Origin of the sequence: Aeromicrobium sp., from assembly GCF_014378035.1 — a bacterium.
Taxonomy (GTDB): Bacteria; Actinomycetota; Actinomycetes; order Propionibacteriales; family Nocardioidaceae; genus Aeromicrobium.
Map to the genome: position 1 here is coordinate 15915 of NZ_JACMOM010000319.1, position 13971 is coordinate 29885.

The following is a 13971-nucleotide window of genomic DNA, read 5'->3' on the forward strand; positions in this document are numbered from 1 at the left end:
TATACGTCCAGAGTGTTGCGCGCTCAAGCGATGTGCAACAGACGACGAGGGTTGATGGCTTGCTCGCTGCCACACGTCACGTCAGCTGTTCGAGCTGAACGGCCAGCAGCGACATGGATTCGTCGAGCGAGGCCGGGGCCCTCAGGTGCGGCCGGCGCTGCGGTGTGACATCGGGTTCGCCAGCTTCTCAAGACGCGGCCGTACGGCGGGGCTGATGTCGTCGGCACGGGAGGCGATGTCGAGCGCATACTGCGCGACCTCGGCAGCGAAGACGACCGCATGCTTCGCGTGCAGCTCGGTGGCGAGCTCCTCCAGCGTCTCGAAGTCATCAGAGCAGCTCGCGTGCGCGAACCGTCGCCACACCGCTGCGGTGCCGGTGAGCTCGGTGGTCGTGTCGACGGCTTGGAGCAGGTCGGGAAGGTAGCCGGGCCCGCCGATCTGAACGCTCAGCACCGCGGCATCGATCTCGGCGAGGCGCAGCCCGTGCGCCCTCGCATCGGCGATGACCGGAGCGAGGATGTCGAGCGCCTCATCGGGCTCGCCGAGCGAGTCGTGCGCGCAGGCCTGGCTGATTCGGCGTTCGAGATCGAGTTGGAACCGGCCGGCGGCGATGTGGGTGCTGGACCTCTCCAGCAGCTCACGCGCTTCGGTCTCCCGATCGTTCTGGACAAGGATCTGCGCCATCAGCGCCTCACCCCAGCCACGGACGCGGTGGGGGTCATGGTCGCGCACCGCATCGACGGAGAGGCGAAGGTTGGCGAGGGCCTGAGTGGTGTCGCCACGGAACATCTCGAGCAGGCCCCACAGCGTGTAGCTGAGCCTGGCCGACCCGCCGACTCGGGCAGACGGGGCTGAGTAGTCAAGCAACGCCTGCTCGGCACCGGCGAAATCGATGGAGCCGATCAGGGCCATGATGTGGATCTCGCGCGCTGTGCTGCAGTGGATGACGCTGACCTCTCCGGGGACTCCGTAGAGGAGGTCCAGGGCAGTCTGCGCCGACTCGACGGCCTGCTCCAACAGGCCGGAGTGCCGCTGGACGGCGGACAGCACGACGAACGCCTCAGCGCGGTTGATCGGTGACAGGTCGCAGGAGAACGCAAGGCTTCGCGCCCGGCGCGCGAGCGTCTCGTCGGCCTCATGGAAGGACCGCTCGAACAGTCCGGCCAGCTCCAGCGTCGCGAGCCGGCGACGCTTGGTGTCGGCGTCCGCCGACGGGGGGTTGACGTCGCGCGGCAATCGGGCACGCACGTCCGCCGACAGCAGTTGGATGCTCCACTTCGAGTAGAGGAGGAGCTCTTCCTCCGACAGGTCGGCCGGGTCGATCATCGTGAAGAGCTCGTTGAGGGCTTGCCTCTCGCCGAGCTCAATCAGGGCGTAGGCCCGCTCGAGTGGGGCCGCAACGACACCTGTCTCGGTGCGCACGGGGTCGGTGAAGGCCAGCGTCCGGCGATACTGTCCCTGCAGATTCGCCTGGCGAGCAGCCGCGCAGGCGAGATCGAGCGGCAGGGGCTGCCGCACCGACCGCCACCAGTCGGCGCTGCATGCCGCCGACTGCGGACGCAGCACTGAGTGCGGGAAGCACGGCGAGTAGGCGTCGAACAGCGTCTGGCGACGGTCGACCGCCAATGTGCTGCGGATGAGCGTCGACTCGGCCCGCGAGGCGAAGGTCATGGCATCGCCGACCTGGTGCAACGCCCCGTGACCGAGGGCTGCCTCGACGGTGCTGCTGGCGAAACAGGCTTGCACCTCCGCCAGGTCGAGGTGACCGACCAGGGCAGCCACATCCACCAGGTCGGCAATCTCCCCGGTGTCGTCGACCTGGGCGATCGCCCGTGTGCTCATGGTGTGCGCGGTCAGACCCTCTTCGTCGTCCGCTGCTTCATCCATCACGAGGACGCCCTCGACGATGGTGAGCGCACGCGACTCGAAGGCAGCATCGGCCAGCTCGCGGAGCACGCCGTACGCACCTTCGGACCTGGCGCGAAGGAACTCGACGGTCGTGGGGTGGGGGTCGCAGCGAAATCTCGCGCGAAGAAGGTTGCGGATGGTGTCGGTGCCGAGTGGTTGCAGGTCGATGCGCTGGGCTCCTGCAGCGAGGCGCGGGACGTCGTTGATCGCCCGCGGTGACAGCGTGGCGACGACCTTGAGCGCACCGTTCTCCGCAAGACGGGCGATGACCTCGAGGCTCATCTCATCGCACAGGTCTACCTCGAGCAGGACGACCGTCGGTGGGTCGGTGTGCTGATCGGACAGTGCTGCGCCGGCCCGGGCGACGATCTGGTCGGGGTGATCGTCCGGAGCGGCGACGAGGTCGCGCACGATCTGGCGGATCACGTAGAAGGCATCCTCGTGCTCGCCATGCCTGGCGAGATGCCTCGTGCGGTGGGGCCCCGGGCCGTTGCGGGCAATGGCCGAGGCGAGCCGGTGGCTGTCGCTGCCGGGCGGACCGACGATGATCAGGATGGGGTGACGCTCAAGCAGAACGCGAGCCTCGTCGAGGAAATGATCTGAGAAAGTGGGTGGCCATGGCGGCGCCTCCATGGGGAAAACAGAATCCGTCATGGGCCCTCGTCTCCTCGGTGGTCAGCGTTGGTGGCATGTGTGGTGGACGCCCCGGGGGCCACCCGGATTGTAGACGGTGACATCGGCCATGCCATCGACCATGATTCTCCACATGGACCTCCGTACCCTCGTTCTCCTGCCCTTACGCGTCACCGTCGCCGCAACCCAGGCGACGCTCGGCCTCGGCCAGCTCGCTTCACCTCAGGGCCCGATCCTTCGTGACGGCGGCTACGCGAGCCGGTTGGCACAGATCATCGGGGAGGGAGGGCTTCTGGATCAGCTCGGCCGGATCCTCAGTGACGAGCGCGGCCCGATCGGGCTTGCCAACACGCTGGCCGATCTCACCGCTGACGACCGGCCCATCGGCAAGGCGCTGGCGCGAGACGGTCTGCTCGACCGCATGGCAGATGAGGATGGTCCGTTCGTCCGGTTGCTCGAGACCGGGGGTCCGCTGGACCGGGCGCTGTCCGAGGACGGCCCGCTCTACCGCTTCCTGGCCCCCGAAGGCGCGCTGGACCGCCTGCTCGCGGAGGAGGGGGCGCTCGACCGGGTCCTCGCCGAGGGAGGTTTGCTCGAGCAGCTGCTTGCGGAGGACGGCATCCTGGAAAAGCTGCTCGCGCCCGGAGGCACCCTCGACCAGCTCGTCGCGCTCGGCACGACCTTCGACTCGATCGTGCCCCGCCTCGAGGCCCTCGGCAACGCCATCCCCACCCTCAACACGGCAGTCAGCGTCCTGAGCGGAGCGGTCGAGCCGCTCGGCGCTCTGGCGGGGCGGCTGCCGGGAGGGCGGCGGCGCCCGCCGGTCGGTGCCTTTCCGGTTGTCGTCGCCGAGATAGATTGAGGCATGGCCAGCAAGGGCGCGACGCCGGTACACCGCCGCACCCTGGCGCCGCCCGACTACTCCGTGCTTCCGCGGCGAACCCGCATCGAGGACACGGTGACGACCTCCGACACCGACCCCGTGCCTGATCCCGAGGGTGGACGCGACACCGACCGTGACTTCCTGATCCGGTACGGCGCACTCTGACGGAATGCAACGGGCACCGTCTCGGTTGCCGTTGATGTGTCTGCCCTCTTCGAACCCCTGACCCTGCGCGGCGTCACCGCCCGCAACCGCATCTGGCTCTCCGCGATGTGCCAGTACTCGTGCTTCGAGCGCGACGGCATGCCCGGAGACTGGCACCTCGTCAACCTCGGTCAGCACGCGACAGGCGGGTTCGGCCTGGTGATGACCGAGGCCGCGGCGGGCGTCCCCGAGGGCCGCATCAGCCCCGAGGACGCCGGCATCTGGTCCGACGAGCACATTGCCCCGTGGCGCCGCATCACCGAGTTCGTTCGTTCACAGGGCGCGGTCGTCGGGGTGCAGCTGGCCCACGCCGGGCGCAAGGCGTCGACCTACAGCCCGTTCGGTGGCGGCGAAGGGACCGTGCCTGAGACCGAGGGCGGTTGGGCTGCCGTCGCACCCTCCGCTCAGGCGTTCGAGGGGTACGCCGTTCCGTCAGAACTCAGCACCGATGAGGTCGCCGACCTGCCTGGGGCGTTCGCCGCGGCAGCAGCGAGGGCCGACAAGGCGGGCTTCGACGTGGTCGAGATCCACGGAGCGCACGGCTATCTCCTGCACCAGTTCTGCTCACCGCTCGTCAACGAGCGCACCGACCGCTACGGCGGCTCGTTCGACAATCGCACCCGTCTCGTCGTCGAGGTCGTCGACGCCGTGCGCGCCGTCTGGCCCGTTGGCAAGCCCCTGTTCGTGCGGCTGTCGGCGACGGACTGGGCGGACGGAGGCTGGGACGTCGGGCAGACCGCCCGGCTCGGTGCGGTGCTGAAGGATCACGGTGTCGACCTGGTCGACGTCTCGTCGGGCGGTGCGGTGGCGCACCAGAAGATCACGGTCGGGCCCGGCTACCAGGTGCCGTTCGCGCGGGAGGTTCGCGAGGTGAGTGGGCTGCCCGTCGTCGCCGTGGGCCTCATCACCGACCCGGTGCAGGCGGAGCAGGTGCTCGTCGAGGGTTCGGCCGACGCAGTGATGCTGGCCCGTGTGGCCATCCGCGAGCCGGCGTGGCCACTGCGTGCCGCCCACGAGCTCGGGTTGTCCTACCGGGAAGCCCCCTACCCTCCTCAGCACACCCGCGGCGCCTGGCGCTGACTCCGCACCCGTCCAGAACGCTGCGGCGCCGACGATAGGATGAGGGGGTGACCGAAGCCCCCCGACTGGACACCGTCGCCGAAGCAGCCGCCACCCCTGAGAAGCCGCAGCCCTGGGCCGAGCTGGGCCTGAAGGCTGATGAGTACGACAGCATCCGCGAGATCCTCGGCCGGCGCCCCACGGGTGCCGAGCTGGCGATGTACTCGGTGATGTGGAGCGAGCACTGCTCGTACAAGTCCTCGAAGGTGCACCTCAAGAAGTTCGGCGAGCTGCCGCAGGAGACCCCCCTCGGCAAGACGCTGGCGGGCATCGGCGAGAACGCCGGGGTCATCGACATCGGCCAGGGCTACGCCGTGACGTTCAAGGTCGAGTCGCACAACCACCCCAGCTACGTCGAGCCCTACCAGGGCGCGGCGACGGGCGTCGGAGGTATCGTCCGCGACATCCTCGCGATGGGGGCGCGGCCGGTCGCCATCATGGACCCGCTCCGCTTCGGCCCGCTCGACGCCGAGGACACCCGACGGGTCATGCCCGGAATCGTGGCGGGCGTGGGCGGCTACGGCAACTGCCTCGGTCTGCCCAACATCGGCGGGGAGGTCGTGTTTGACCCGACCTACGTCGGCAACCCGCTCGTCAATGCCCTGTGCGTCGGCGTGCTCCGCCACGAAGACCTCCATCTTGCCTTCGCCTCAGGTGTCGGCAACAAGGTCGTGCTCTACGGCGCTCGCACCGGCGGCGACGGCATCGGTGGAGTTTCCGTCCTGGCCTCGGAGACCTTCGAGTCGACGGGGCCGTCCAAGCGCCCTGCCGTGCAGGTGGGCGACCCCTTCATGGAGAAGCTGCTCATCGAGTGCACCCTCGAGCTGTTCCGCGCCGAGGTTGTCAACGGCATCCAGGACCTTGGTGGCGCTGGCCTGTCGTGTGCCACGAGCGAGCTCGCGTCCGCCGGCGACGGAGGCATGCACGTCGAGCTCGACACCGTGCCGTTGCGCGACTCGACGCTGTCGCCCGAAGAGATTCTCATGAGCGAGTCGCAGGAGCGCATGATGGCCGTCGTCGAGCCCGAGCACCTCGACGCCTTCATGGCGATCTGCGCCAGGTGGGATGTCGAAGCCGTCGTCGTCGGTGAAGTCACCGACGGTGATCACCTCGTCATCGATTGGCACGGGCAGACCGTCGTCGACGTCCCGCCCCGATCTGTGGCCCACGACGGACCGACCTACGACCGGCCCTACGCCCGGCCCGAGTGGCAGGACGCCCTGCAGGCAGACGGTGCCGAGCGCCTCGATCGCCCCACGACCGGTGATGCCCTCCGTGAGCAGCTCGTGCAGGTCGTGACGTCACCCAACATGGCCGACAAGTCGTGGGTCACCGACCAGTACGACCGCTACGTCCAGGGCAACACGGTGCTCGCGCAGCCCGAGGACGCCGGTGTCATCCGCATCGATGCCGACACCCAGCTCGGGGTGGCGGTGTCGACCGACTGCAACGGGCGGTTCGCCAAGCTCGACCCCTACGCCGGCGCGCAGCTCGCCCTCGCCGAGTCGTATCGCAACGTCGCCGTCACCGGGGCCCTGCCGCTCGCCGTCACAGACTGCCTCAACTTCGGGTCCCCCGAGAATCCCGACGTGATGTGGCAGTTCGAGCAGGCCACGCACGGTCTCAAGGACGCCTGTGCGGTCCTCGGCATCCCGGTCACCGGCGGCAACGTCTCGTTCTACAACCAGACCGGCCAGACGCCCATCCTGCCCACCCCCGTGGTCGGTGTGCTGGGCGTCATCCAAGACGTCCGGCAGCGCATCACGCAGGGCTTCGAGCGCGAGGGCAGCCACGTGCTCGTGCTCGGAGAGACCCGCGACGAGCTCTCGGGGTCGACGTGGGCCGATGTCGTGCACGGCCACCTCGGGGGCATGCCCCCGCAGGTCGATCTCGCGGCAGAGCGGGCGCTTGCCGAGCTGATGGTGGAGGCCGCCTCGATCGGGCTCGTGGAATCGGCGCACGACCTCTCCGACGGTGGCCTGGCGATGGCCTTGGCCGAAGCGTCGTTCCGTCATGGCGTCGGTGTCCATGTCGAGCTCGACGAACCCTTCATCGAGCTCTTCAGCGAGTCGACAGCTCGGGTCATGGTGGTCGTGAGCGAAGACCGTCACGAGGATCTCGTGACCCTCGCCGACAAGCACGGTGTCGACCTTGCCTCGGTGGGCCGGACGGGTGGCGACGTCCTGGAGGTCGCCGGACAGCTCAGCATCCCGGTGGCCGAGCTGCGGGCAGCGTGGCAGGCCACCATCCCCGCGGTGCTCGGCACCACCGTCGTCGCGCACTGACGTCGTACTCTCCACGACGCAGCTCCGAGCACACGTAGACTCCGGGTTTGTGGCTCGCCGACTCGTCCCCCTCTCCGAGGAGGTCTTCGTCGAGGCCTGCCGCCGGATCGATGCGGGCGACGCGCAACGGGTCGACCTCAAGACCGCAACCATGCACCTCCTGGCGCTGCTCGTCGAGAAAGCTCCTGGCGGCAGCGTCGAGGTGCGGGTCCCGCCGTTCGCCGCGGTGCAATGCATCTCGGGTTCACGCCACACCAGGGGCACCCCGCCGGCCGTCGTCGAAATGGATGCCCCGACCTGGATCGCACTGGCACGCGGACAGCTGAAGTGGAACGAGGCGACGTTGAGGGCCTCGGGAGAGCGGTCGGACCTGTCACCGCACCTGCCCCTCGTGGACGTCTGAGTCTCACTGACAACTGGACGAGCGTGAACCCCGCCCGCATCGGCTGCCGCCCCGAGCGACTGGTTCATCCCCGACACCGGGGTTGTCGAAGGTCAGGCGGTCTTGCCGTGCTGAAGGAGAGACCAGATCGCGGTGTCGGTCGTGTCGTAGGCGCTGAGCCCACGTGCCTTGCGGAACGCACGGACCGCGGCGACCGTGCGGGGGTCGTAGACACCTGTGGGGCTGAGGCTCAGCCCGGCGGCGCTCAGTGAGTGCTGCAGGCGCCACACGGACTGGCCGACCGAGCCCTGCTTCAGCACTCGCGGGCGGGTGCCCGAGGAGAACAACGCAGTCCAGGTCGCGCGGGTGGTGCGTCCGAGGGGCTTCCACCCGAGCCGGTTCCGGTACGCCTCGATGGCCTTGCTGGTGCCGGTGCCGAATGACTCCGTGACCGACTTCTTGAGCCCCTGCCGGTGCAGGAGACATTGCAGGGTGGCGACGGCCGGGCCCTTGTCGCCGACCTCGAGCCGCGGGTACCTGCTGAAGGACATCCGTACGTTGCACGGCAGCGATTCCGAGGAGGCCACCGATCCCTTGCCGACATCGAGATAGTCCTTGTCGATGTTGAGCTGGTGTCCGCCAAACGTCTGATTGACGCCGTTGTGGTACTGGTGGATGCGCTGGTGGTTCTTCCAGCCGGCGTCCGAAAGGTAGGGGCCACCCTTGGTGTCGGCCTTCTTGTTGGTCCAGGCGACCCACAGGTGGTCGGGCAGCGTGAAGTGCTTGCGCCTGGCCTCGCGGGCCTCGTCGATCACCGCGATGGCGGACGAGCCGCTGGAGTAGACGCCGGAGGTGTATCCCTTTGCGTGCAGGTAGTCAGTCCATCCGTCGACGAACTCGAGCACCGCGTTGTCGCAGGTGCGGGACCGGGCGTACCACTCGAGGTCGAGGTACGACGCGGTCTTCTTGGGCAACCCGTACTTCTGCAGCGCCCCGATCGTCTCGGCAGCATCGACCTTGCCCTGTGCGCGCGCCTTCGTGGGGGAGGTCGACATGCGGCTCCTCTGCGCACGGCTGTCGGGGTCGTTCCGGTAGCACGGCGACTGCCTGCCGACGTGGATCGGGAGGAAGCGCCAGCCGTGGGAGGCGTTCGTGGCGACCCACGCCTTGCTGAGGTTGGGCTGGTACTTGTCACCGCAGTAGCGCGAGCTGCCTGACACGTAGATGCCGATCGCTGCGTAGGGCGATCGGAGGTTCCATGCGTCCATGACCTTCTGGCTCGGGGCCACGCACGCATCGAACCCGAAGCCGGTGAAGCTCCCGGGAGAGGCCGGGGTGGCAGCGCCGGCCGGGGAGGTCAGAGCAGTGGAGGACAGGAGGAGCGTCGCGGCGAAGCCGGTGATGAGACCGGCAATCCTGAGCCGCGAGGCGGGGGAAGACACCAAGCGCATGGGAGGAGACACTACGTGCTCGATCACGGTGATGTGGCGGAAACGTGTTGCTGGCGTGATTCAAGGGAATCCCGTCCCTCGCCGTCACCACGGCCGGATGTCAGACCTGGCGGTCACGACCGCCCCAGTAGGGCTTGCGGAGGTCACGCTTCAGGATCTTGCCTGACGGGTTCCTCGGCAGCGTCTCGACGACGTCGATCGACGAGGGCGTCTTGTAGGCGGCGAGTCGCTCGCGGGCGTAGGCGATGAGCTCTTCGGGCGTGACGGCCTGATCGGGCTTGAACGCGACGACGGCCTTGACCGCCTCGCCCCACCGGTCGTCGGGCACCCCGATGACGGCGAGCTCCAGCACCGCGGGATGCTCTGCGAGGACCCGCTCGACCTCGGGGGAGTACACGTTCTCGCCGCCGGTGATGATCATGTCCTTGATCCGGTCCTCGATGAACAGGAAGCCGTCGTCGTCGACCCGACCGAGGTCGCCGGTGCGCAGCCAGCCCTCGGGCGTGAGCAGCTCTGCCGTCGCCTCGGGCTTGCCAAGGTAGCCGGACGTGGCCTGGGGGGTTCGGAACCACACCTCGCCCGAGCCTCCCCGGGGCACGTCATCGAGTGACACCGGGTCGACGATGCGCATCTCGGCGTGATCGACAGGTCGCCCCGCGGAAACGAGCCGCTCGGGGTGCGCCGCGTCGCGGTGCGCCTCGTCGTTGAGCACCGTGATGACGCCTCCCATCTCGGTCATGCCGTACACCTGCTGGAACTCGGTGTCGGGCCAGGCCTCCATCGCGGCCCGAAGCACGGGCAGGGGCATCGGCGCAGCCCCGTAGCCGAAGCCCTTGAGTCGGCTGAAGAGCGCCATGGCCTCTGGGCCGGCGGCGATGAGCGCCGCGACGACGGCGGGCACCAGGAAGATGTGTGTGCAGCCGGCCAGGATCCCGCCGGCCAGCTTTGTCGCAGCCACCTCGCTGATGATGTAGCCGGGGACACCCACGACCGGAGCGAGCAGGGCGTACGACGTGCCGCCGACATGGAACATCGGCATCGCGACGAGGAGCATGTCGCCCTCGACGTACGTGGTGTCGCCGAGGCCGTTGACACTGTGCTCGACCATGGCGTGCTGGCTGAGCTGGACACCCTTGGGTCGGCCCGTGGTGCCCGAGCTGTACATCACGACGCAGATGTCGTCGGGCGTCACCTCCGGCTGCCGGTCGGTCGGAGTCCCGGCCGCCAGCCAGGCCTCGAGCTCATCGTGCTCGCCACCGACGACGATGACGTCCCGCACGTGCTCGAGACGGTCGCGCACGAGGTCGAGCTGGGCGACGAGCTGGTGCCCGACGAAGAGAATCGTCGCTCCGCAGTCGTTCAGGACGTAGTCGAGCTCGTCACCCGAGAGGCGCCAGTTGACCACCGTCGTGGCGACCCCGACCTGACATCCGCCGAGGAGGACCTGGAGCACCGCCGGGTTGTTCTTGTCGAGGATGGCGACCCGGTCGCCGCGGCGCACGCCGGCTGCGGTGAGGGCGCCTGCCACGTGGCGCACCGACTCCCAGGCCTCCCCCCACGACCAGGAGCGTCCCTCGAAGATCCAGCACGGTCCGTCGGGATTCGTGGCCGCGCGATGCGCCAGAAAGTCTGGCAGGAAGATGGCGTGAGGAATCGCGATCGTCATGGGGGCCCTCGTCGTCTGTGATCTGGATCACGACAGGGTAGCCGGGCGCGAGTGTCTAGGCCACGACCTTGGCGAGGCGGTCGAGGGACTTCTCCATGTTCTTCCTGGTCTGCTCTGGGAATGAGCTGTGCTTCAGGATGAACTTCTGCCGGTCCTTCGAGACGTCCCACGTCTCGCGCACGAGGGTGCCGCCATCGGTGGGGGTCAGCTCGTAGCGCCAGATGCGACCGCCGACCAGGCCGCCGAGCCCCTTGGTCTGCCACGCGATCAGCATGTCCTGGCCGTACTCGACGACGGTGTTCGCCGTCGTGTAGGCCACGCCCATCTTCATCGACATGCCGAACCGGGTGCCGAGCGAGAGTGGGCGCGAGGGCGACTTGGTGCCCCTCACCGTTCCCGACCCGTCGAAGCCCTGGTGCTTTCCGGCGTCGGCAAGCTCGGCGAAGATGCGGGCGGGAGTGGCGTCGATGAGGCGTTCGACGCTGACGGTGTCTGAGTTCATGGCCCCCATTGGACCGGTCTGGGCCCCAGTCCGCAACACCTCGGGTCCGGCATTGGGTTGCACGGGGTCGAGGCCTCTACACTTGACAGGTGCCCCGCGGAGATGGACGCCTCACCCACGACCTCGATCCCCAGGACGCCGGACCCCAAGACGCCTGCGGTGTCTTCGGCGTCTGGGCCCCCGGTGAAGAGGTCGCCAAGCTCACCTATTTCGGTCTTTACGCGCTGCAGCACCGCGGGCAGGAGTCGGCCGGCATCGCCGTCAGCAACGGCCGCCAGATCTTGGTCTACAAGGACATGGGCCTGGTGTCCCAGGTCTTCGACGAGGCCACCCTCGAGTCCCTCAAGGGCGAGGTCGCCATCGGCCACACGCGCTACTCCACGTCTGGGTCCAGCGTGTGGCACAACGCCCAGCCAACCTTCCGGCCCACGGCCTCCGGCTCGGTGGCGCTCGGCCACAACGGCAACCTCACCAACACCGCCGAGCTCCTCGAGCTGCTCCGTGAGCGCGACGTCGAGTCCGGAGGCGACTCCGGCAAGGGTGAGATGGCGACGTCCGACACCTCGGTGATGGCCACGCTGCTGTCGTCCTATCCCGACCGCTCGGTCGAGGAGGCCGCCTTCGAGGTGCTGCCGAGGCTCCGGGGCGCGTTCTCGCTGGTGTTCATGGACGAGAACACCCTCTATGCGGCGCGCGACGCCCAGGGCATCCGTCCACTCGTCCTCGGCCGGCTCGAGCGTGGCTGGGTCGTCGCCAGCGAGACCGCGGCGCTCGACATCGTGGGCGCGTCGTTCATCCGCGAGATCCAGCCCGGTGAGTTCATCGCGATCGACGAGGCCGGTCTGCGAACCGAACGCTTCGCCAAGGCCGAGCCCAAGGGCTGCATCTTCGAGTACGTCTACCTGGCCCGGCCCGACACCACGATCTCCGACCAGCGGGTGTTCTCGGTGCGTGCCGAGATCGGCCGCCGCCTCGCCCGTGAGTTCCCGGTCGACGCCGACCTCGTCATCCCCGTGCCAGAGTCGGGCACGCCAGCCGCCATCGGGTACGCCGAGGAGAGTGGCATCCCGTTCGGCCATGGGCTCGTCAAGAACTCGTACGTCGGCCGCACCTTCATCCAGCCCTCGCAGACGCTTCGTCAGCTCGGTATCCGGCTCAAGCTCAATCCGCTGCGCGATGTCATCGAGGGCAAACGGCTCGTCGTCGTCGACGACTCGATCGTGCGCGGCAACACCCAGCGTGCGCTGGTGCGCATGCTGCGTGAGTTCGGCGCCGCCGAGGTCCATGTGCGCATCTCCTCACCGCCGGTCAAGTGGCCGTGCTTCTACGGCATCGACTTCGCGTCGCGGGCCGAGCTCATCGCCAACGGCATCTCGGTCGAGGAGGTCCGGCGCTCGATCGGTGCTGACTCGTTGGCATACGTCACGCTCGACCAGCTCGTCGAGGCGACCAACGTCCCCAAGGACGACCTCTGCCGGGCCTGCTTCGATGGCATCTACCCCGTGGCGCTTCCCGAGGACGACCTGATCGGCAGACATCTCCTCGAGGTCCAGGACACCCTTCCGCTCGAGGTCCTGTGATGACGTCCTACGCCAGCGCGGGAGTGTCCATCGAGGAGGGCGACCGCGCGGTCGAACTCATGAAACAGTGGGTCGAGAAGGCCCGCCGGCCCGAGGTCGTGGGCGGGATCGGCGGCTTCGCCGGCCTCTTCGACGCGTCAGCCCTCAAGTCGTACACCCGGCCGTTGCTCGCGACGTCTGCCGACGGTGTCGGCACCAAGGTGCAGATCGCGCAGCGCATGGACAAGCACGACACGATCGGTTTCGACCTCGTCGGCATGCTGGTCGACGACTTGGTCGTGTGCGGCGCCGAGCCCCTGTTCATGACCGACTACATCGCCTGCGGCAAGGTCGTGCCCGAGCGCATCGCCGACATCGTGAAGGGCATCGCCATGGCGTGCGCCGAGAGCGGCACGGCGCTGCTCGGAGGCGAGACCGCCGAGCATCCCGGTCTGCTGGCGCCTGAGGAGTACGACATCGCGGGCTCGACCACGGGCGTCGTGGAGGCATCGAAGCTGCTCGGTGCCGAGCTCGTGCGTGCCGGCGACGTCGTGATCGCGATGGCGTCGAGCGGCCTGCACTCCAACGGCTACTCGCTCGTGCGTCATGTGTTCTTCTCTCCGCCCGATCAGGGGGGAGCCGGCTGGCGGCTCGATCGTGACGTGCCTGGGCTGGGCCGCACTCTCGGCGAGGAGCTGCTCACACCCACTCGGCTCTACACGCTGCCGTGCCTCGCTCTTGCCGCCACCCTCGACGTGCATGCGATGTCGCACATCACCGGCGGGGGGCTCGCCGCCAATCTCGCCCGCGTCGTGCCCGACACCGTCTCGGTTCGTCTTGACCGCTCGACCTGGTCGCCCCAGCCCATCTTTGGCCTCGTGGGTTCTGTCGGAGATGTCGCGCAGCCCGACCTCGACCAGGCTCTCAACATGGGTGTCGGCATGGTGGCGCTGGTGGCACCCGATGAGGCAGACGCCGCCGTGCGGCTGCTCGCTGAGCACGGTGTCGACGCCTGGATTGCCGGCGACGTCGCCGGTGCGGGCATCCACGGTGAGGGCGGATCCGTCACGCTCACCGGCGCCCACGTCTGACGGCCTGGGGGGTCGGCGCGAAATTATCGCCGTCGTTCGGTAGACTGCAATCACGACATACTGACTACTTTCTGCGAGGGGGTCGACCCATGGGGCGCGGCCGTGCAAAAGCCAAACAGACCAAAGTCGCACGCGACTTGAAGTACCGGACTCCGGACACAGACTTCAACAATCTGCAGCGCGAGCTTCACGGAGAGTCGGGCGAACCGATTCCCCAGCAGTACGTCGACATGGAGCGAGAAGACCCAGCCGCAAGTTGAGGCTGACCACGACGCACGACTGGCGTGA

12 protein-coding genes are annotated in these 13971 nt (G+C 68.3%); 8 read left to right on the forward strand and 4 right to left on the reverse strand.

Going from position 1 to position 13971, the window contains the following annotated elements; genetic code table 11:
* Positions 1 to 141 precede the first annotated feature (141 nt).
* A complete protein-coding gene (locus tag H7290_RS16540) occupies positions 142 to 2562 on the reverse strand; it encodes a hypothetical protein (protein ID WP_290515121.1) in 2421 nt (806 codons plus the stop codon).
* A gap of 112 nt (positions 2563 to 2674) precedes the next feature.
* On the opposite strand from H7290_RS16540, the gene H7290_RS16545 reads away from it, so the two are divergent.
* From H7290_RS16545 to H7290_RS16565, 5 genes are read left to right on the forward strand one after another with little or no spacing between them, the layout of a single operon-like run.
* A complete protein-coding gene (locus tag H7290_RS16545) occupies positions 2675 to 3403 on the forward strand; it encodes a hypothetical protein (protein ID WP_290515122.1) in 729 nt (242 codons plus the stop codon).
* Positions 3404 to 3406: 3 nt separating this feature from the next.
* On the forward strand, positions 3407 to 3589 hold the full coding sequence (locus H7290_RS16550) for a hypothetical protein (protein WP_290515123.1): 183 nt from the start codon (positions 3407 to 3409) through the stop codon (positions 3587 to 3589).
* 36 nt (positions 3590 to 3625) lie between these two features.
* The gene (locus H7290_RS16555; RefSeq protein ID WP_290515124.1) at positions 3626 to 4708 is read left to right on the forward strand and encodes an NADH:flavin oxidoreductase/NADH oxidase; all 1083 of its coding nucleotides are present in this window, start codon (positions 3626 to 3628) and stop codon (positions 4706 to 4708) included.
* A 47-nt stretch (positions 4709 to 4755) separates the two neighbouring features.
* On the forward strand, positions 4756 to 7032 hold the full coding sequence (purL, locus tag H7290_RS16560) for a phosphoribosylformylglycinamidine synthase subunit PurL (RefSeq protein WP_290515125.1): 2277 nt from the start codon (positions 4756 to 4758) through the stop codon (positions 7030 to 7032).
* 49 nt (positions 7033 to 7081) lie between these two features.
* On the forward strand, positions 7082 to 7435 hold the full coding sequence (locus tag H7290_RS16565; protein WP_290515126.1) for a sterol carrier family protein: 354 nt from the start codon (positions 7082 to 7084) through the stop codon (positions 7433 to 7435).
* 92 nt (positions 7436 to 7527) lie between these two features.
* Here H7290_RS16565 and H7290_RS16570 read toward each other — a convergent pair whose 3' ends face one another.
* From H7290_RS16570 to H7290_RS16580, 3 genes are all read right to left on the reverse strand, one after another.
* Positions 7528 to 8856 carry a glycoside hydrolase domain-containing protein gene (locus tag H7290_RS16570; protein WP_290515127.1) on the reverse strand — a complete coding sequence of 443 codons (1329 nt, stop codon included), beginning with the start codon at positions 8854 to 8856 and terminating at the stop codon, positions 7528 to 7530.
* 109 nt (positions 8857 to 8965) lie between these two features.
* Positions 8966 to 10531 (reverse strand): long-chain-fatty-acid--CoA ligase, encoded by a 1566-nt coding sequence (locus tag H7290_RS16575; protein ID WP_290515128.1) that lies wholly within the window; start codon positions 10529 to 10531, stop codon positions 8966 to 8968.
* A gap of 55 nt (positions 10532 to 10586) precedes the next feature.
* A complete protein-coding gene (locus H7290_RS16580; protein ID WP_290515129.1) occupies positions 10587 to 11033 on the reverse strand; it encodes an SRPBCC family protein in 447 nt (148 codons plus the stop codon).
* An 89-nt stretch (positions 11034 to 11122) separates the two neighbouring features.
* Between H7290_RS16580 and purF the strand changes: the two genes are divergently transcribed.
* The 3 genes from purF (at position 11123) to H7290_RS16595 (ending at position 13943) form a co-directional block, all read left to right on the forward strand.
* Positions 11123 to 12613: an amidophosphoribosyltransferase gene (gene purF, locus H7290_RS16585; RefSeq protein ID WP_290515130.1), complete on the forward strand. Its 1491-nt coding sequence runs from the start codon at positions 11123 to 11125 to the stop codon at positions 12611 to 12613.
* On the forward strand, positions 12613 to 13683 hold the full coding sequence (gene purM, locus H7290_RS16590) for a phosphoribosylformylglycinamidine cyclo-ligase (protein ID WP_290515131.1): 1071 nt from the start codon (positions 12613 to 12615) through the stop codon (positions 13681 to 13683). Before purF ends, purM begins: the two co-directional genes overlap by 1 nt.
* An 89-nt stretch (positions 13684 to 13772) precedes the next feature.
* Positions 13773 to 13943, forward strand: coding sequence for a DUF3073 domain-containing protein (locus tag H7290_RS16595; RefSeq protein WP_290515132.1), 171 nt, complete (start codon positions 13773 to 13775; stop codon positions 13941 to 13943).
* Positions 13944 to 13971: the final 28 nt, after the last annotated feature.

Excerpts from the sequence above, each read along its gene's own strand:
- H7290_RS16540 (WP_290515121.1), bottom strand. The coding sequence starts at position 2,562 with ATGACGGATTCTGTTTTCCCCATGGAGGCGCCGCCATGGCCACCCACT.
- H7290_RS16545 (WP_290515122.1), top strand. The coding sequence starts at position 2,675 with ATGGACCTCCGTACCCTCGTTCTCCTGCCCTTACGCGTCACCGTCGCC.
- H7290_RS16550 (WP_290515123.1), top strand. The coding sequence starts at position 3,407 with ATGGCCAGCAAGGGCGCGACGCCGGTACACCGCCGCACCCTGGCGCCG.
- H7290_RS16575 (WP_290515128.1), bottom strand. The coding sequence starts at position 10,531 with ATGACGATCGCGATTCCTCACGCCATCTTCCTGCCAGACTTTCTGGCG.
- H7290_RS16580 (WP_290515129.1), bottom strand. The coding sequence starts at position 11,033 with ATGAACTCAGACACCGTCAGCGTCGAACGCCTCATCGACGCCACTCCC.
- purM (WP_290515131.1), top strand. The coding sequence starts at position 12,613 with ATGACGTCCTACGCCAGCGCGGGAGTGTCCATCGAGGAGGGCGACCGC.
- H7290_RS16595 (WP_290515132.1), top strand. The coding sequence starts at position 13,773 with ATGGGGCGCGGCCGTGCAAAAGCCAAACAGACCAAAGTCGCACGCGAC.